This window comes from Alistipes sp. dk3624 (assembly GCF_009557455.1).
Classification (GTDB): Bacteria; Bacteroidota; Bacteroidia; order Bacteroidales; family Rikenellaceae; genus Alistipes_A; species Alistipes_A hominis.
In genome coordinates, this window is sequence record NZ_CP045651.1 from 1757425 (window position 1) to 1776699 (window position 19275).

The following is a 19275-nucleotide window of genomic DNA, read 5'->3' on the forward strand; positions in this document are numbered from 1 at the left end:
ACGATGGACCGCACTCAGGGAGCATTTTACCGGGTCGTCCGACGCGAGTTGGACCGGATGGTATCCCGAAGGCTTTACTTCGGGGTCTGCATCGCGCTGCCCCTGTTCTGCATCTTGTTTATGACCACGATCTTCGGCAGCGGACAAATGGAAAACATCCCGATCGGTATCGTCGACCTCGACCAGACAGCCACCTCGCGGCAAATTTCGCGTACCATCGCGACAGTTCCGACTTCCCGCGTAACGGCCCGCTACGCAGACGCCAAGGCGGCGCGCGACGCCGTGCAAAAAAAGGAGATATACGCCTACGTAGTGATCCCGCACAACTTCGAATCGGATCTGCTGGGAGGTCGAAACGTCGCGCTGCCCTATTACTACCATTTCGCCTTGCTGAGCGTGGGGATCGAACTCCACAGCGCCTTCGAAACGGTACTGGCGAACCTATCCGTCGCGCCGGTCGCCGCGGCGGGAATCGGGCAGGGCGCGTCGGAACGCCGGATCGAAAGCTTTATCCTGCCCGTCAACCTGCAGGCCCATCCGCTTTTCAATCCGTCGCTGGACTACTCGATCTACCTGACGAACCCTTTTTTCTTCGTTTTGTTCCAGATCGTCATCCTACTGGTGACCATGTACGTTCTGGGCAGCGAAATAAAATTCAAAACGGCCGCCGACTGGCTCGAAACGGCGGATGCGAATATCTTCACCGCCGTCACGGGCAAACTGCTGCCCTACACGGCGATCTTTATCGCGATGGGCATACTGGGCAACTTCGTCATGTTCGGCATCGCGGGCCTCCCGTTGGGCACGGGTTTTCTGCCCGTCAATCTGGCGACCGCCCTGTTCATCGTGGCGACGCAGGCGTTCGGCGTCTTCATATTCTCGCTTTTCCCGGCGCTGAGCATCATCATCAGCATAGCCTCGATGGTCGGATCGCTCGGCGCGACGCTGTCCGGAGTAACGTTCCCGGTACCGTACATGTACGCCCCCATCTACTACCTGTCGTTCCTGTTTCCCGTCAGGCATTTCGTCGAAATCAACCAGAACATCCTGTACGGGGATTACGGTTTCGCCTATACCTGGCAGAACGCGAGCTGCCTGTTCGTCTTCATGTTGGCGGCGCTGCTGATGCTGCCGCACCTGAAAAGAGCCATACTGAGTCGTAAATATGAAAACATCGAATAAAATAAAAGGGGGCCTGACGGTCATCGCGACCTACGTGACCAGGGAGTTCAAAACCATCGCGACAAGCTATTCGATCCTGTTGGTCATGATCGGGGGGATATTCATTTACGGCCTGCTTTACAACTACATGTACGCGCCCAACCTGATCCGCGACGCGCCGGTCGCCGTCGTCGACCGTTCGGGAACCCCGTTGAGCCGGGAGTACGCGCGCCTGCTGAACGCCTCTCCGCAGGTCGAAATATACAGCTACGCGCCGGACATGCCGAGCGCGAAAATCATGATGGAGACGAACCGGGTCGTCGGGATCATCTTCATTCCGGAAGACTTCGAAAGCAGGGTAGGCCGCGGCGAGCAGGCCGTTTTCCTGGCCTACGGCAACACCAGCGCATTCCTGAACTTCGCCTCCGTCGAAGAAGCGGCCGCAGGCGCGATGGAAGAACTGGACTCCAGGCACCGTCCCGACATGGTCGTATTCGTGCCGCCCGCAGCCCTCTACGCGATGTCGCAGACCCAGTCGATCGACATCGTCGGAACGCCGCTCTACAACCCGACCGAAGGTTACGGCAGCTACCTGATCCCGGCCGTACTGATCGTCATCCTCTTCCAGACCCTGATGATGGTCATCGGAATGATCTCGGGTAAGGAGCGCTACACCGGTTCCATCCTGTACTATTCGCGGCACGGACTCGGCTTTGGCCGGATGGCCGGCGTCGTGCTGAGCAAGACCTTTACATACTGCATCCTCTACGCCGTATTCGCCTACTTTTTAATCGGCCTGCTGCCGGAGATATACAGCATTCCCGATATCGGGAACCGCCGGGATATCGTCATGCTGCTGATCCCGTTCTTGCTGGCGACCTGTTTTTTCGGGCTGACCGGATCGCTTTTCTTTGCAGACTCCGAGAGTCCGATCCTGATGATTACCTTCTTCTCGGTCGGCCTGATCTTTCTGTCCGGCATGTCGTACCCGCTGGAACTGATGCCGTGGTACTGGCAGGCCGCCCATTTCGTGATTCCGGCCTCCCCCGGCGTTCTGGCGTTCATCAAACTGAACTCCATGGGAGCGGGTATGGCCGATATCGAACGCGAATACGTGACGCTGTGGATTCAGTGCATCGTGTATTTCATTTCGGCCTGCCTGGCGTTCCGGTACAACATCCGCAAAGCGATACGCAACCGGCCGGCCGGCGCGCGCGCTGCTTCTCGGAACGACGTCCCTACGCCGGCTCCGGCAAAAGGCATCGCGGAACCGGCGTCCGTCGAAAATACGGTCGAATAAAATTCGGACGGTTTACCGTTTCTTCGACTTCAAAAAACGGTTGGCCAAATACCTACGGACAGGCTCATCGTACAATTTCAAACAAATATATGCCAGCAGGATGCTTCCGACGACTACGGCCAGGGCTCCGGGCAGCGACTCGCCGAACGTAAGCTCTTCGTTCTTGACCCATCCGTAATAAAGGTAAATAAACGGATAATGCACCATATACAAAGGATAGGATATATCTCCCAGGAACTTACAAACCCGGTTCGTATATCGGTCGGTAATTTTGCCGGAGGCTCCCCAGTAAACGATCAGCGGGAAAAACAGGGCGAAACAAACCGTATCGTACAAACCGTTCATCCACAGGCGATCGGCTCCGCCCAGGCGCGGAACGGCCAGCAGAATAATCACGAGCAGGCTGCACTTCCAAAAGGCCCCCCTGACACGGGCCGGCCTGAAAACGCGGGACAGAAGCAACCCGGCGGAGAAAGCGTACAGCAAACGAAAAAATCCTCCCGTAAACTCCGTCCCGGTCAACGAAAACCCGGCGCAAATATCGCCGTAAGGCCCGAAGATGCTAAAAGCGGCCAGGCCGCATCCGGCCGCGACGACCAATACCGCAAGGGCCTTCGTAGAAAATTTACGGATAATCAAAGCATACAAAATATTGCCGATATATTCGAAAAACAGCGACCAGCTCGGCCCGTTCAGCGGATACATCTCCCCCAGGCCCCGGATTTCGGTGCCGGGCGTAGCCGGGATCAACAGCGCATTGACGAACGTGGCCAGCAACAGGGCCGCGACCGTCACCTTCGTAACGTCCCACACCGGACATCCCTGGAAATAAAACATGACCGCCCCGATCACAGCCCCCATGACGACCATCGGGTGAAGGCGTATGACCCTGCGTTTGATGAAATCCTTCACGGTCATCGTTTTCCAGCGGTCGTCGTAAGCATAGCCAATGACAAAACCGGACAGAATAAAGAAGAAATCGACAGCCAGATAACCGTGGTTGATCTTTTGATCCAGATGACTCGTCGCATAGGCTTCGAATATATGAAACCATACGACCATAATGGCGGCCACGCCGCGCAATCCGTCGAGGATCATGTAATGCGGTTTCGTGTCTCCGAAAGCCGCGGAAGATATCGGTGTTTTCGACATGAATGAATTGTATTCGGATTTCGTATTTATTTCTTTTGTAAATCTCGATGCTTTCCGGTTTTCGCGTCCGTTTACCTTCCGGCCGCACGGGGCTTTCTTTTTCCCGGGCACTCCCCATGTATGCTTCAAATATACAACAAAATAGCCTTACACATAGCTCCGACCGTCTTTTTTTGTTAAAATAGCTTTGGCCGGTCCAATCCGGCTCTTTTCCCGAAAGCAAACTTCGCATCGGCCCGGCAGTCGTTTTAACGGCGTTCTTTCCCTTCCTCCGGATGTTCCCGGCGACAAGCTTACGGGCAATAAAAAACCTACGAATCAATGACTCGTAGGTTTACTTTCATACAACAAATTCAGCGGAGAGGACGGGATTCGAACCCGTGGAGCCAGTTGCCCAGCTCGGCAGTTTAGCAAACTACTGGTTTCAGCCACTCACCCACCTCTCCGTGGCCATAGCCTGAAATAATTACCGTGCAAAAGTATGGTTTACTTTTCAAAAACGCAAATCTTTTTTCGACGCGCGGAAAAATAAATCCCTAAAGTTCCGGACGGTCCCCGGCAGACCGGCTTTTTCGGAACGACTGCCCGTGCGTCACCGCACCCGACTCGCCGGACAAATCGCCCTCCGATCTAAAAAATAAATTTCGAACTGATCTCCCGATAATCGTGCACCCGTTCGATGACGTCGGCAAAAATGTCGGCCACGGTCAGCACGGTAAATTTCGAGGTATCTTCGTCTTTTTTCAGCGGAATCGTATCCGTTACGATCACTTCCGACAGTGCGCTGTTATTGATTCGGTCGTAGGCCGGCCCCGACAGTACCGGATGCGTCACGGCGGCGCGGACGCTCGAAGCGCCGAGCTCCATGAACATATCGGCCGCTTTGGTAATCGTGCCCGCCGTATCGATCATGTCGTCCATGATGATGATATTCCGGTCTTTGACCTCGCCGATCGCCGTAATTTTCCCTACGACGTTGGCCTTTTCGCGCTGCTTGTGGCAAATGATCATCGGCGCGTTCAAGTGCTGCGAATAAGCGTTCGCCCGTTTGGCCCCCCCCATGTCCGGCGCGGCGATCGACAGGTTTTCGATATTCAGATTTTTAATGTAGGGAACGAATATGCCGCTCGCATAGAGATGATCGACCGGGATATCGAAAAATCCCTGAATCTGGTCGGCATGCAGGTCCATGGTCATGATCCGGTCGACGCCGGCGGCGCGCAACAGATTGGCAACCAATTTGGCTCCGATCGAAACCCGCGGACGGTCCTTGCGATCCTGCCGCGCCCAACCGAAATAGGGCATCACGGCGATCACCCGGTGCGCCGACGCCCGGTGCGCCGCATCGATCATCAGCAACAGTTCCATCAGATTGTCTGCAGGCGGGAAGGTCGACTGCACGATAAAAACGGTGCATCCCCGGATGCTTTCGTCAAACGCGGGCTGGAATTCGCCGTCGCTGAACTCCAAAACCTGGGAATCGCCCAGATCGACCCCGAAATTCGCAGCGATCTTCTCGGCCACGTAACGGGAACCACGGCATGAAAAAATTTTAAGCTTGTGAATTGCCATTATCTGAAGAATTTCATTTGCGCGCAAAGGTACGCCAATTTCGTGGAAAAAGGGGGATTAATTTTAACTTTTTATTCATAAAATATCGGAATCCGGCGCAAAAAGGCTGGGCGACAAATCCGAACGGTTTCATTCCGTATCCCCGACCGTCTCCAAACAATGTCCGATAAAATCGAGTACATCGTCCCGCCCGGTCTTTTTTTCGGAAGAGGTACGGAACACCGGCGGCAGCTCTTCCCATGTTTCCAGCATTTTCCGGCGGAATTTCGCCATATTGGACGACGTGCGGTCATCGGACTGTTTGTCGCATTTGGTGAATATCAACCCGAACGGCACGCCGTGTTCGCCGAGCATCCGGATAAAATCGAGGTCGATCTTCTGCGGATCGAGCCGGGAATCGATCAGCACGAACAGGAAAACCATCGCCTCCCGTTTCTGCACGTAATCGGTAATCAGCTTCGAGAACTCCCCGCGCTGGTTTTTCGAAACGCGCGCATAGCCGTATCCGGGCAAATCGACCAGATACCACTTCGCATTGATTTTAAAATGATTGATCAACCGGGTTTTACCGGGAGTCGAGGAAACTTTGGCCAATCCCGGACGATCGGTCAGCATGTTGATCAGCGACGATTTGCCGACGTTCGAGCGGCCGATCAGCGCAAATTCCGGCAAACCGTCCGTCGGACATTGGCTCAACTTCTGGCTGCTGACAGTAAAAACGGCGGAAGAGATGTGCATACGGACTGATTTTTTACAAAGGTAACGAAAAATCCGGGTTTCGCACGCCCTGCCCGCCGGAGGCGGAACACCGCTGCGGATTATTTTTTATCTTTGCACGTGACACGCCGGACCGTTCCCCGGATAAACGGGACGGAGCGGGATATCCGTCCCGGTGCCGGCTATCGTAAAAACGACGAATCATTCAAAAACGCAAAATTATGGCAACTGTAGAAACGATCTATCTGGGCGGTCTCCGTACCGAAGCCACCCATGTCCAGTCCGGAACGAAAATCCTGACCGACGCTCCGACCGACAACCACGGCAAAGGAGAAGCCTTCTCGCCGACCGATCTGGTAGCCACCGCGCTCGGAAGCTGTATGATGACCATCATGGGCATCGCCGCGCAGACGCACGGTATCGACATCGACGGCACGAAACTGCACATCACCAAAATCATGAGCGCATCGCCGCGGCGGATCGGCGAAATCGTCGTCGAAGTGCATTTCCCAAAACCGATCGCCGATCCGAAACAGCGCGAGATTCTCGAACGGGCCGCGGCTACCTGCCCGGTCGCCCAGTCGCTGCACCCGGACTGCAAACAGACCGTCAGCTACCGTTACGGCGAATAACCGCCGATCGACCGGTGCGCGGCGCCGGTTCGTCCGGCCCCGCGCTTTCTAAAAACATTATGCTATGTTCACTTTTACCATTGCATTGCTCGCCCTGATCGCAGGCTATTTTTTCTACGGCAAATTCGTCGAAAAAATATTCGGGGTCGATCCGGCGCGTAAAACGCCGGCCTATACGAAACAGGACGGCGTAGACTACATCCCGATGCCGACGTGGAAGATTTTCATGATCCAGTTCCTGAACATCGCCGGATTGGGGCCGATTTTCGGCGCGATCATGGGAGCCAAATTCGGGACAGCGTCTTACCTATGGATCGTGCTGGGCAGCATCTTCGCCGGCGCCGTACACGATTTTCTGGCAGGCATGATCTCGCTGCGCAACGGCGGGGAGAGCCTGCCGGAAACCATCGGCCGCTACCTGGGAGTCAACTTCAAACAATTCATGCGCGGCTTTACGGTGCTGCTGATGGTGCTGGTCGGCGCCGTATTCGTTGCGGGGCCGGCCGGGCTGCTGGCCAAGCTGACCCCGGAGAGCCTCGACCTGTCGTTCTGGGCGACGGTCGTATTCGTTTATTATGTGCTGGCTACGCTGCTGCCGATCGACAAGATCATCGGCAAGATCTACCCGATATTTGCCATTGCATTGATATTCATGGCAGCAGGCATTCTTTTTATGATCTTCTGGCATCATCCCGCCCTGCCGGAACTGACCGACGGCATCGCCAATACGCATCCGGACGGCCTGCCGATCTTCCCGATGATGTTCATTTCGATCGCCTGCGGAGCGATTTCGGGATTCCACGCCACGCAGTCGCCGCTGATGGCTCGCTGCATGACCAATGAAAAATACGGCCGGCCGGTATTCTACGGCGCCATGATCACCGAGGGGATCGTCGCCCTGATCTGGGCCGCTGCCGCAACCTACTTTTTCCACACCGAAGAGGGCAGCGCGCTGTTCGCCGCCGGATCGGGGAACGACAACGCCGCCGTCATCGTCGACTCGATCACCAAAGAGTGGCTGGGCGTCGTGGGCGGCTTCCTGGCCATATTGGGCGTCATCGCCGCACCGATCACCTCGGGGGATACGGCTTTCCGCTCGGCCCGGCTGATCGTCGCCGACTTCCTGCGCGTCGACCAGAAACCGATCCTGAAACGGCTGATGATCTCCGTTCCGCTGTTCGTCGCGGGTTACATCATCCTGCACGCCAATTTCTCCGTACTGTGGCGCTACTTTGCCTGGTGCAACCAGACGCTGGCCGTCTTCACGCTATGGGCGCTGACGGTCTATCTGACCCAGAAACGCAAACCGTACGTTATCACGCTGATCCCCGCGCTGTTTATGACGGCCGTTTGCTCGACCTATATCCTGATCGCACGGGAGGGACTGCACCTGCCGCAAGAACTGGCCTACTGGCTCGGCGGAGCCGTTACCCTGTTCATATTCGTCCTGTTCCTCGTGTGGCGCAACAAATACCTGCGGCGGAATCCGACGATTTGACCGGTACGGATTCATCAATCAAACGAAAAGGGATTTTCATGCGGAAAATCCCTTTTCGTTTGATCCCTGCCGCGGCCGTACCGCCGGCGCGAAAACGGTTCGCAAGCTAATTTCCGAAAACCCCGGCCAATGCTGCCCGGATCCGCTCGAAAATCTGCGGCGGCGGCAGCATCGTCCCGTCGTCGCCGGCGCAGTCCACCACCCGGAACCGGTCGTCGCGCTCCGCCTGACCGAGATACACCTCGCGCACCCGTTGCTGCAACGTCAGCGACGCCTCGTGAATATCCTTTTTTCCGTGCAGGTAACCGCGGTCGTCCCCTTCGCGCACCTCTTCGAGTTTACGCCGGGTAAATCCGAACGGAACGTCCAGAAACAGCGAAACGTCCGGCTGCGGAATTTTATGATAATCATACTCCAGATCGACGATCCAGTCCCGCAACCGCTCGCGGGACGCCGCATCTCCGATTTTGGCGCACTGGTACGCCACGTTCGAATAGACGTAACGGTCGAGGATCACGAATTTCCCCTCGTCGAGCCACCGCCGGATCACCGGCGCGGCGTCGGCGCGGTCGCCCGCGTACAACAATGCGACCACATACGGATCGACGGCGTCCACTGCTCCCAATTCGCCGCGCAGAAAGCGGGCGATCAACTCGCCGTAAATCGGCGCGTCGAAACGCGGGAAATGCAAGTATTCGTAACGCAGGCCGCGCGAAGCGAGCAACTGCTGCAACAGGTCGATCTGGGTCGATTTTCCGGCTCCGTCGAGCCCTTCGAGAACAATCAGCGACATATTTATTGATTCGGTTTCTATCGTTTACCGCCGGGGCTACGCCCGCAGCATATCCAGCGCACGGATCAGTCCGTCCGCGAAAACATCCACTTCTTCGATCGTATTGTACATCGCCAGCGACGCGCGTATCATCGACGTGATGCCGTAGTGCGTCATCACCGGTTCGGCGCAATGCGTTCCGGTGCGTACGGCCACGCCCAGCTTATCGAGAATCATCCCCGCATCGTACGGATGCACTCCTTCGGCGCCGAACGACACGATGCTGCATTTCCCGGGCTGCGTCCCGTAAATCCGCACGCCGGGGATTGCCGAAAGACGCTGCGTTGCATAATCTTTCAGCGCCGTTTCATGGCGGTGCGCCGCCTGCAGGTCGATCCCGTTCAGGTAACGGATCGCCTCGGCCAGTCCGATCGCTCCGATATAGTTCGTGGTTCCGGCTTCGAATTTCAGCGGCAGTTCGGCATAGGTCGTCCCGGAAAACGACACGGTCCCGACCATATCGCCGCCGCCCATAAACGGCGGCATTTCGTCCAGCAGACGCTCTTTCCCGTACAAGACGCCTATTCCGGTCGGCCCGTATAATTTATGCCCCGAAAACGCGTAAAAATCACAATCCAATGCCGCGACGTCGACTCCGCCGTGAACAATTCCCTGACATCCGTCGACCAGCACCGGCACGCCGCGGTCATGCGCCATAGCGATTACGGCAGACAGGTCGGGGCACGTTCCGAGTACGTTGGAAGCCTGCGTGACGCAGACGATCCGCGTGCGGTCGTCGATCAGTCCGGGCAGTTTCTCGATTTCGAGCCGGCCGTCGTCCGCGAACGGCACCACGCGCAGTTCCGCTCCTTTCCTCCCGCAGATCAACTGCCACGGAACGATGTTCGCATGATGCTCCATCTCGGTCGTGACAACATTGTCGCCGGGTCCGATATAACGCTCCCCGAAGCTATACGCCACCGTATTGATCGCCGCCGTAGCTCCAGCCGTAAACACGACCTCGCGCGTCGAACCGGCCCCGATAAACGCCGCGATGTCCCGCCGCGCGGCCTCGTATTCGTCCGTACAGGTTTCGCTCATAAAGTGCAGGCCCCTGTGTACGTTGGCGTTCATCTCGCGGTGCAGGTAATCGACCTTATCGATCACCGCATACGGCTTCTGGGCCGTAGCGCCGTTATCGAAATAGACCAGCGGCTTACCGTAAACCCGGCGGGAAAGCACCGGAAAATCGGCGCGTACTTTCTGAACATCGAATTCCATTACATCCGTTCGATTTTATCCGCGGCCAGCCGTTCGATCCGCTCGGTCAGACCTTCGACCGGCGTCCGCTCGACCACCTGATTAATGAAACCGGCCATTTGCAGCCGCCGCGCCGTCTGCTCGGGAATCCCGCGCTGGCGCATGTAATAAACAGCCTCTTCGCTCAACTGCCCGACGGTGGCCCCGTGGCTGCATTTGACGTCGTCGGCATAAATTTCCAGTTGCGGTTTCGCATAAATATGCGCTCCGTCGCCGAGCAGCAGGTTGTTGCTTTGCTGGTAAGCCTGCGTTTTCTGGGCGTCCTGCGCCACGTAAATACGGCCGCTGAATACGCCGGTTCCGCCGTCCGAAGCAATCCCCTTGAACACTTCGTAACTGGTGCAATCGCGCGAAATATGCCGGATATCGGTCGTAAAGTCGATATGCTGTCCCGCGCCGCTCAGCATCAACCCGTCGGTATGGTTCTCGGCTCCGCGCCCTTTCAGCGCGACATGCTGATCGCCCCGGATCAGCCGACCCTCCAGTCCCACCGATAGCGTATGCACGCGACTCGACGCCTGCTGCTCGGTGAAGCTGCCGGACACGATCGACGAACGGCCGTTCATCCGGAACAGTTCGACGATATCGGCACGGGCGTCCTCGGCGGCAAAGACCTCGCGCACCTGGCAGTCGAAATAGGTCTCATCGCTCGCCGAACGGTTTTCGATCACCACCTGCGCCCGGCTTCCGGATTCGAAAACGAACAGGTTGCGGGCAAATCCGGCCAACGACTCGCCCTCGCTGTAATACGAGAACGAAATCACGAACGGACGCTCCGCCCGAACTCCCTGCGGCACGTATACGAACGCGCCGTCCTGCGCGAACACGGTATTGAGCGCCGACACGGCGTCGCCCTGCGACTCGGCAAGTTGGTTATAATAACGCTCCACCAGTTCCGGATAAGCTTTCGCGGCCGCAGCCAGCGACCCGAAAATTACCCCGTTTTCGGATCGTGTCAGCGGTTGTTCCGACGTACAGAACCCGTTCAGCAACGAAAGCCGTTCGCCTTCGGCTTCCGGCATCGCCAAAGCCGCCGACGGATAGGACGGAGTGAAATAACGTTCGTATTCCTGCTGAAAAAGATTCCGCAAATCGGTGTAATGGTAACGGTCGCCGTACCCCGAACCGCGCGGCGGAATACCCAGCAGGTTGAACGTCTCAAGCGCTCCCGCGCGCGGACGGTTCAACGGCGCGGGCAATCCCTCGCCGATGATGTCGGCACCCGCCAGGTACAGCTCCACCAGTTGTTTCTCCAATGAGCTTTCCATCGCTTATTTATATTCGTTGATCAGCCAATCGTAACCCTGCTCTTCCAGTTTCAGCGCCAATTCGCGGCCGGCCGAATGGATGATCCGACCGTTGTAGAGCACATGCACCACGTCGGGAACGATGTAATCGAGCAACCGCTGGTAGTGCGTAATGACTACCGTCGCATTGTCGGGCCGCTTGAGCTTGGCCACTCCGGTAGCCACGATCCGCAGCGCGTCGATGTCGAGCCCGCTGTCCGTTTCGTCGAGGATCGCCAGCTTCGGTTCGAGCATCGCCATCTGGAAAATCTCGTTTTTCTTCTTTTCTCCGCCCGAGAAACCTTCGTTGACGGCGCGGCTGGTCAGCTTGCTGTCGATCTCGACCACCTTGGCCTTCTCGCGCATCATCCTCAGGAATTCGGCCGACGATAGCGGCTCCAACCCCTGGTATTTGCGCTTCTCGTTGACCGCATACTTCAAAAAATTGGCCATGCTGACGCCGGGAATTTCGACCGGGTACTGGAATCCGAGAAACAGTCCCGCCCGGGCCCGGTCTTCGACGCTCATATCCAGCAGGTTCATTCCGTCGAACGACACCTCGCCTTCGGTCACTTCGAACCGTTCGTTCCCGGCCAGCACCGAAGCCAGCGTACTTTTGCCCGAGCCGTTCGGCCCCATGATCGCATGCACTTCGCCGGCCCGCACCGACAGGTCGATTCCTCTGAGTATCTCCTTGCCGTCTACTACGGCGTGCAGATTCTTAACCTCCAACATATAAAGTATCTTTTAAGCGGTAGTCCGCACTCCGTATCCCCGGAGCGCGAATGTCCGATCCGTTAATCTCCTCTTTCGTCCGGCGGCGAAATGGCCCCGCCTTCGTTCTGCATCCGGCGGCTTTTTTTCAACGCCTGGTCGATGATGTAGAGCAACTGTCCGTTCACGCTGCGAAACTCGTCGGCGGCCCACTTCTCGATCGCTTCCATCCGCCGGGAATCGATCCGCAGTATGAACGTTTTTTGTTTTATCTCTTTAGCCATCCGCCTTGTCTCTCTTCGCTACTGGTGCAGCGTTCCGGTATTCACGACCGGCTGCGCCTGTTCGTCGGCACAGAGCACCACCAGCAAATTACTTACCATCGCCGCTTTCTTATCTTCGTCGAGATCGACCACCTTTTCGGCGGCCAGCCTATCGAGCGCCATCTGCACCATCGTCACCGCTCCCTCCACGATCTTTTCGCGGGCCGAAATGATCGCGGCAGCCTGTTGCCGGCGCAGCATCACCGCGGCGATCTCCGGCGCATAGGCCAGGTAATTGATTCGCGCTTCGACCACTTCGATCCCGGAGATCGCCAGCCGCGAATTGAGTTCGTGCTCCAACCGATCGTTGATCTCCTCGCCGCCGGAACGCAGCGTCACTTCGTCGGACGACTCGTTGTTATCGTAGGCGTACTCCCCGGCCAGACTCCTCAGCGCCGCATCGCTCTGCACGCTGACGAAATTCTGGTAAGCGGCCATCCGCGACGCCAGCGTCTCGCGCTGCTGCACGGCGACCACGCCGCCTTTCACCGGAACCGCCCTGACGCCGGACGTTTCCTGGCTGTCGATCTCGAACATCGCTTTATAAGTATCCTTCACCCTCCATACCAGCACGAGCCCGATCATCACCGGATTGCCGGCCTTGTCATTCACCTTGATCGGCTCGATGTCGAGGTTGCGGGCCCGGTACGTCATTTTTTTCTTCGCGTAGAAAGGATTCACCCACCAAAAACCGTTGTCGTTCAACGTCCCTTTGTAGACCCCGAAAAAAAGCATTACGCGCGCCTCGTTCGGCTCGATCATCATAAATCCCGGAAGACACAGCACGAACAGTAACAAACACAATCCGCCCCATACGGGCATCGCCTGCGTCAAGAGCCAGACGCCGCCCACGAGCAGCAATAACATGACTGCCAGCATCGAAAAACCGGACATCCGGAACCCGGCAAATTTCTTTTCATTCTTTTCCATAACCGCCCTTTTTAAAAGTAATATCAAAATGATATCACAATAATATGGAAAACGATTTACAAATCCAAATTTTCACCCGCGAAAATCATCCGACACTGCCTTCGAGGCTGATCGACAGCAATTTCTGCGCTTCGACGGCAAACTCCATCGGCAGCTTATTCAGCACTTCGCGGGCATACCCGTTGACGATCAGGCCGACGGCGTCTTCGGTCGACAGTCCGCGCTGGTTACAGTAGAACAACTGGTCTTCGCCGATCTTCGACGTCGTCGCCTCGTGCTCCACGACCGCGCTGCGGTTGTTCACCTCTACGTACGGGAACGTATGCGCCCCGCAACGGTCGCCGATCAGCAGCGAATCGCACTGCGAAAAGTTACGCGCGCCTTCGGCCTTCGGCGAGACCCTGACCAATCCCCGATAGCTATTCTGACTGCGGCCGGCCGAGATCCCCTTGCTGACGATCCGGCTGCGGGTATTCCGCCCGAGATGAATCATCTTGGTTCCGGTGTCGGCCTGCTGGAAATTGTTCGTCACCGCCACCGAATAGAATTCGCCGACCGAATTGTCGCCGGCCAGAATACAACTCGGATATTTCCACGTCAACGCCGAACCGGTTTCGATCTGCGTCCACGACAGCCGGGCGTTCTCGCCGCGGCACATGCCGCGTTTGGTCACGAAATTATAGATTCCGCCATTGCCGTCCTTATCGCCCGGATACCAGTTCTGCACGGTCGAATACTTAACCTCGGCGTCCTTCATCACAACGATTTCGACGACGGCGGCATGCAATTGGTTTTCGTCGCGCTGCGGCGCGGTACACCCCTCCATATAGCTGACGTAAGCTCCTTCGTCGGCCACGATCAGCGTCCGTTCGAACTGGCCGGTTCCGGCCGCGTTGATCCGGAAATAAGTGCTCAGCTCCATCGGGCAGCGCACTCCTTTGGGAACGTAACAAAACGAACCGTCCGAGAAAACGGCCGTATTCAGCGCGGCGAAAAAATTATCGGTATAGGGAACCACGCTGCACATGTACTTACGCACCAGCTCGGGATAGTCCCGCAGCGCTTCCGAGAACGAACAGAAAATGATTCCTTTTTCGGCCAGCGTTTCGCGGAACGTCGTTTTGACCGACACGGAGTCCATCACCGCGTCGACCGCCACGCCCGCCATCAGCATCTGTTCTTCGAGCGGCACGCCAAGCTTATCGAACGTCGCCTTCAGCTCCGGATCGACTTCGTCCATACTGGACAGTTTCGGTTTCTGCTTCGGCGCGGCATAATAAATAATATCCTGAAAATCGATCTCGGGCAGATCCAGATGCGGCCAGCGCGGCATCGTCATCGTCAACCAGTGCCGGTAAGCCTTCAGCCGGAATTCGGTCATCCACTCCGGCTCGCCTTTTTTGGCCGAGATCATCCGGACGACCTCCTCGCTCAATCCTTTGGGAATGGTTTCGGTATCGATGTCGGTCACAAAACCGTACTTATACTCACCGTTGGTGACTTCGTTCAGTATATCGTCTTTCTCTTCCATCCGACTTAATTTTAAGAATCAATCCGGGAAACAATCCATAATTTCCGCAAAGGTAAACCACAAGAAGCTATCCTGCAAAATTATGTCTTCCTGCGAAATGCCCATGCAGAATTTAAGCCAAAAAACGCGAGCCGCCCCGTTCCCCGGAACAAAACGGTCTCTCTCCTCCGTACCCGACGCCGACCCGGTATGTTCCGCTTTCTCCGAAAAAACCGTCCTTCGCACCGCCAATCCTTCTTCAGGATACAATAGTACTCAATTTTTTACACTTTTGCAGACAAAATCATCCCCGATCCGACTGTTCCCGGCGATTCTCCGGCAACGTCCGTTGCGCACGCATAAAAAGGCCCGGCGGAACTCCGTCCGCCGGGCCGAAACCGGAAAGCCTTCCCGGCCCTTATCGGCCATGCTCAGCAACTATTGCTGCGGCATACTTTTGAACAGTTCGTCGTATTTCTTGAAGTTCTCCATCATCGCGGGAGAAGTATCGCGCAGGCGGAAATAAACGCTCTTCAGCAATTCGACGGTCGTAGGATCGTCCGGCTTGGCCACATGCGCTTTTTCGAGCGGAGCAAGTATATCCACATAAGCCTGATCGACCTCCTTCATCGCCGCATCGCGTTCTTCGCGGCTGGTGAACGATTTTTTGTTGAATTCCTCGGTTTTCAGGTCGGCCTGACGGATCAGCATCAGCGAATAGTTGAAATTATTCGTGAATTCGTCCGGAGCCAATTCGAGCGCCTTGCCGAAAGCCTTCAACGCTTCCGGCGTATTGCCCAGTTTGTCGTAAATAGTACCCAAGCCTGCCCACAACTCGGCATTGTTCGGATCGTTGGCAATACCCTGCTGGATATAAGGAATAATGGTATTGGGATCTTCGCCCGTCTCCGAATACAGCACGATCAGCTGTTCGAGGATCTGGTTGTTTTTAGGATATTTGCCAAGGCCGGTAACCAATGCCTCTTTCGCTTTTTCGAAATCCTTCTGCGCCCGGTAGCAGTGATACAAATAATAGTAAGCCTCCCCGTTGCTTTCGTAACCGTTGGCGATCGCATCGTTCAAGTATTTGACCCCCTTGTCGAATTTGCCGGTGAGCGTATACAGGTAGCCGGCATTGAAACAGCAGACCGTATCGATTTTGTTCAACGGAGCCTGATTCTGCACATCGTAAGCCGCGGCGAACGCATCGGCCGTCGGGTCGAATTCACGCATGACATACAGGTTGTCGGCATCCTGCTTATAAGCGTCCGCAATCTTTTTGAATCCCTCGGCAACCTTTGCCTCCGCATCCTTCGGTTCCAGCTCGTAAGCCTTCTTATAGGCAGCCGCAGCCTTTTCGAGCGCATTGTCGACGATCGTTTTTTTCATTTTCCAGAAATAAACGGCCCCGTCTTTCAGGTAAAGATCGAAATAGGGATACGACCATTTCACATACTCGGTTCCGGCTACATTCTCGGTTCCTTCCTCAGGCTTCGGGAAAAGAACCTGCGCGGTCAGTTGATCCAGTCCCCGATACAGTCCGGTAGCCGCAACCGTCCCGGCTTCCAGGTAAGCATTTCCCAGATCGATCCAGGAACTGGCCCGCGCGCCCCGTTTCGGAGTCTGGCTGTCGAGCTCCAGCTTTTCCACTTTCTTAATAATGGCGGCCTCGTCGAACTTGGCCTCCTGTGCCTGCGCGGTACCCGTAATTCCCAGCGCGGCAACTGCAACGAACAAAAACAGACGTTTCATGATTCAGCTTTTTAATAATTATTCAATATTGTTTTCAGAGGCGTCCGCCGTCGGTTGAGCACCGTTCCCGCCGGACTCTTCTGCGACTCCTGCCTCGGAATCGTTGTCCTCCTCGCTCTTGGGTACCGGAACAACGGAAGCGATCGCATCGTTATTGCGCAGGTTGATCACTTTCACACCCTGGGTGGCGCGGCCGGCCAAACGGATATCCCCGACCGGGATACGGATCGTCAGCCCCGATTTATTAATGATCATCAGATCGTTCTCGTCGGTCACCGACTTGATGGCGATCAGCTTGCCGGTTTTCTCGGTAATCTGCAGCGTCTTGACCCCTTTCCCGCCGCGGTTCGTAATACGGTAGTCGTCCAGGTCGGTGCGTTTGCCGTAACCGTTTTCGGAAACGACCAGAATATCCTCCTTGACATCCTTTTCGACACAAATCATGCCGACCACCTCGTCGTCGTCGTCGATGGTAATCCCCTTGACGCCGGCGCCGGTACGACCGATCGGACGGACGACCTCTTCGTTGAAACGAATCGCTTTGCCGTTCTTCGCAGCGATAATCACTTCGCTGTGCCCGCTGGTCAGCACGGCTTCGAGCAACTGGTCGCCCTCTTTGATCGTGATGGCGTTCACGCCGTTCTGCCGTGGACGCGAATAGGCTTCGAGCAGCGTTTTTTTCACGATACCGGCTTTGGTACACATGATGATATAGTTGCTGTTCACATACTCCTTATCGTCCAGGCGACGGACGTTGATGTAGGCGCGCACCTTGTCGTCCGGCTCGATTTGGATCACGTTCTGGATCGCGCGGCCTTTCGAAGCCCTCGCCCCTTCCGGAATCGCATAAACTTTCAGCCAGTAGCAACGTCCTTTTTCGGTGAAGAACAACATCGTGTTGTGCATCGTGGTCACATAGATGTGCTCGATAAAGTCTTCGTCGCGCGTCGCGCTGCCTTTTACGCCGACGCCGCCGCGGTTCTGCGTGCGGTACTCGGTCAGCGGCGTCCGTTTGATATAGCCCATATGCGAAATGGTAATCACCATTTCGTCGTCGGCGTAAAAATCTTCCGGATTGAACTCCTCGGCGCTCAGCACGATCTCCGTGCGACGCTCGTCGCCGTATTTTTCCTTGATCTCGATCATCTCGTCGCGGATGATCCGCATCTGCAACGCTACGCTTTCGAGCACCTCTTTATAGTAGGCGATCCGCTTGCAAAGCTCGTCGTACTCCTGTTTCAGCTTATCGCGTTCGAGACCGGTCAACGCCCTCAGACGCATGTCGATGATCGCAGTGGCCTGCACTTCCGACAGCTCGAACCGGTTTATCAATGCGATCTTGGCTTCGTCCGGGCTTTGCGAACTGCGGATGATATGGATCACCTCGTCGATATGATCGACGGCGATCAGCAAACCTTCCAGAATGTGGGCCCGTTTTTCGGCCTGCGCCAGGTCGTAACGCGTACGGCGCACCACCACATCGTGCCGGTGCTCGACAAAATAGCGGATCAAATCGCGCAGGTTCAGCAACATCGGCCGTCCGTCGACCAGCGCGATGTTGTTGACCGGGAACGACGTCTGCAGAGCCGTGTACTTGAACAGGTTGTTCAGCACGACGCTGGCGACCGCATCGTGTTTGAGGATCATCACGATACGCATCCCGTTCCGGTCGCTCTCGTCGTTGATGTAGGCGATTCCCTCGATTTTCTTTTCGTTGATCAGGTCGGCGATCTTGCGGATCATCTCGGCCTTGTTCACCATGTAGGGAATTTCGGTCACTACGATGCACTCGCGGCCGGTAGCCGTATGCTCGATCTCGGTCTTCGCCCGCATCATCACGCGGCCGCGGCCGGTTTCATAAGCCTCCTTCACGCCCTCGTAACCGTAGATAATCCCTCCGGTCGGAAAATCGGGAGCCTTGATATGCTTAATCAGGTCGGCCACTTCGATATTCGGATCGTCGATATAAGCGCAAATCGCGTCGATCGTGTCGGACAGGTTGTGCGGCGGCATGTTGGTCGCCATCCCGACGGCGATCCCCGACGCGCCGTTGACCAGCAGCAACGGGATCTTGGTCGGCAGCACGGTCGGCTCCGGAATCGTCTCGTCGAAATTCGGACGAAACTCGACGGTATCCTTTTCGATATCGGCCATCACCTCGTCGGCGATCTTTTTCATCCGGGCCTCCGTATAACGCATGGCAGCCGGACCGTCGCCGTCGACCGAACCGAAGTTCCCCTGCCCGTCCACCAGCATATAGCGCATGCTCCACTCCTGTGCCATACGCACCATCGCTTCGTAGACCGACGAGTCGCCGTGCGGGTGGAACTTACCGAGCACGTCGCCGACGATTCTCGCCGACTTACGGTGCGGTTTGTCCGAATAGAGATTCAGTTCGTTACTCATGTCGTACAGAATCCGGCGGTGAACGGGTTTCATGCCGTCCCTCACATCCGGAAGCGCACGGGACACGATGACCGACATCGAATAATCGATGTAGGCCGATTTCATCTCCTCTTCGATATTGATTTTGATGATTCTTTCGCTTGTTCCTTCTTCTGCCATGATTTGAGCTTATAGTCCTTTGTTGTGAAGCGATGAGTCGCCTTCGTTTTAGGTCGCTAATTTACGCATTT

The 19275-nt window shown here is 56.2% G+C and carries 16 protein-coding genes and 1 tRNA gene; 4 read left to right on the plus strand and 13 right to left on the minus strand.

Features of this window, described 5'->3' with window-relative positions; genetic code table 11:
• Positions 1–3 precede the first annotated feature (3 nt).
• Both GFH31_RS07520 and GFH31_RS07525 read left to right on the plus strand, forming a co-directional pair.
• A complete protein-coding gene (locus tag GFH31_RS07520) occupies positions 4–1182 on the plus strand; it encodes an ABC transporter permease (protein WP_118655590.1) in 1179 nt (392 codons plus the stop codon).
• Positions 1166–2461, plus strand: coding sequence for an ABC transporter permease (locus tag GFH31_RS07525; protein WP_153497726.1), 1296 nt, complete (start codon positions 1166–1168; stop codon positions 2459–2461). Before GFH31_RS07520 ends, GFH31_RS07525 begins: the two co-directional genes overlap by 17 nt.
• Before the next feature lie 12 nt (positions 2462–2473).
• Here the strand turns inward: GFH31_RS07525 and GFH31_RS07530 are convergent, their stop codons facing one another.
• The 4 genes from GFH31_RS07530 to yihA form a co-directional block, all read right to left on the minus strand.
• Positions 2474–3613 carry an acyltransferase family protein gene (locus tag GFH31_RS07530; RefSeq protein ID WP_101573689.1) on the minus strand — a complete coding sequence of 380 codons (1140 nt, stop codon included), beginning with the start codon at positions 3611–3613 and terminating at the stop codon, positions 2474–2476.
• Between the two features lie 357 nt (positions 3614–3970).
• Positions 3971–4059 (minus strand) — tRNA-Ser (locus GFH31_RS07535).
• Between the two features lie 184 nt (positions 4060–4243).
• Entirely contained in the window at positions 4244–5185 is a 942-nt protein-coding gene (locus GFH31_RS07540; protein ID WP_055202944.1) for a ribose-phosphate diphosphokinase, read from the minus strand.
• A 129-nt stretch (positions 5186–5314) separates the two neighbouring features.
• Complete coding sequence (yihA, locus tag GFH31_RS07545; protein ID WP_101572039.1) at positions 5315–5923, minus strand: ribosome biogenesis GTP-binding protein YihA/YsxC; 609 nt, start codon at positions 5921–5923, stop codon at positions 5315–5317.
• Between the two features lie 200 nt (positions 5924–6123).
• On the opposite strand from yihA, the gene GFH31_RS07550 reads away from it, so the two are divergent.
• Both GFH31_RS07550 and GFH31_RS07555 read left to right on the plus strand, forming a co-directional pair.
• Positions 6124–6534 carry an OsmC family protein gene (locus tag GFH31_RS07550; RefSeq protein WP_055202940.1) on the plus strand — a complete coding sequence of 137 codons (411 nt, stop codon included), beginning with the start codon at positions 6124–6126 and terminating at the stop codon, positions 6532–6534.
• A gap of 64 nt (positions 6535–6598) precedes the next feature.
• Entirely contained in the window at positions 6599–8032 is a 1434-nt protein-coding gene (locus GFH31_RS07555) for a carbon starvation protein A (protein ID WP_055202937.1), read from the plus strand.
• Positions 8033–8138: 106 nt separating this feature from the next.
• On the opposite strand, the gene tmk is transcribed toward GFH31_RS07555, so the two are convergent.
• The 9 genes from tmk to gyrA all read right to left on the minus strand — a co-directional run bounded on the left by tmk (position 8139) and on the right by gyrA (position 19204).
• Positions 8139–8825 carry a dTMP kinase gene (gene tmk, locus GFH31_RS07560; protein ID WP_055202935.1) on the minus strand — a complete coding sequence of 229 codons (687 nt, stop codon included), beginning with the start codon at positions 8823–8825 and terminating at the stop codon, positions 8139–8141.
• Positions 8826–8861: 36 nt separating this feature from the next.
• Positions 8862–10085, minus strand: coding sequence for an aminotransferase class V-fold PLP-dependent enzyme (locus GFH31_RS07565; RefSeq protein ID WP_153497727.1), 1224 nt, complete (start codon positions 10083–10085; stop codon positions 8862–8864).
• Positions 10085–11392: a Fe-S cluster assembly protein SufD gene (gene sufD, locus GFH31_RS07570; protein ID WP_153497728.1), complete on the minus strand. Its 1308-nt coding sequence runs from the start codon at positions 11390–11392 to the stop codon at positions 10085–10087. Before sufD ends, GFH31_RS07565 begins: the two co-directional genes overlap by 1 nt.
• Positions 11393–11395: 3 nt before the next feature.
• Positions 11396–12145 carry a Fe-S cluster assembly ATPase SufC gene (gene sufC / locus GFH31_RS07575; protein WP_055202929.1) on the minus strand — a complete coding sequence of 250 codons (750 nt, stop codon included), beginning with the start codon at positions 12143–12145 and terminating at the stop codon, positions 11396–11398.
• Positions 12146–12207: 62 nt separating this feature from the next.
• Entirely contained in the window at positions 12208–12408 is a 201-nt protein-coding gene (locus GFH31_RS07580; RefSeq protein WP_153497729.1) for an Arc family DNA-binding protein, read from the minus strand.
• An 18-nt stretch (positions 12409–12426) separates the two neighbouring features.
• Positions 12427–13377, minus strand: coding sequence for an SPFH domain-containing protein (locus tag GFH31_RS07585; protein ID WP_055202925.1), 951 nt, complete (start codon positions 13375–13377; stop codon positions 12427–12429).
• Between the two features lie 85 nt (positions 13378–13462).
• On the minus strand, positions 13463–14908 hold the full coding sequence (gene sufB, locus GFH31_RS07590) for a Fe-S cluster assembly protein SufB (RefSeq protein ID WP_055202923.1): 1446 nt from the start codon (positions 14906–14908) through the stop codon (positions 13463–13465).
• A gap of 417 nt (positions 14909–15325) precedes the next feature.
• Entirely contained in the window at positions 15326–16639 is a 1314-nt protein-coding gene (locus GFH31_RS07595; RefSeq protein ID WP_101572031.1) for a tetratricopeptide repeat protein, read from the minus strand.
• 18 nt (positions 16640–16657) lie between these two features.
• The gene (gene gyrA, locus GFH31_RS07600) at positions 16658–19204 is read right to left on the minus strand and encodes a DNA gyrase subunit A (RefSeq protein ID WP_153497730.1); all 2547 of its coding nucleotides are present in this window, start codon (positions 19202–19204) and stop codon (positions 16658–16660) included.
• Between the last annotated feature and the right edge of the window lie 71 nt (positions 19205–19275).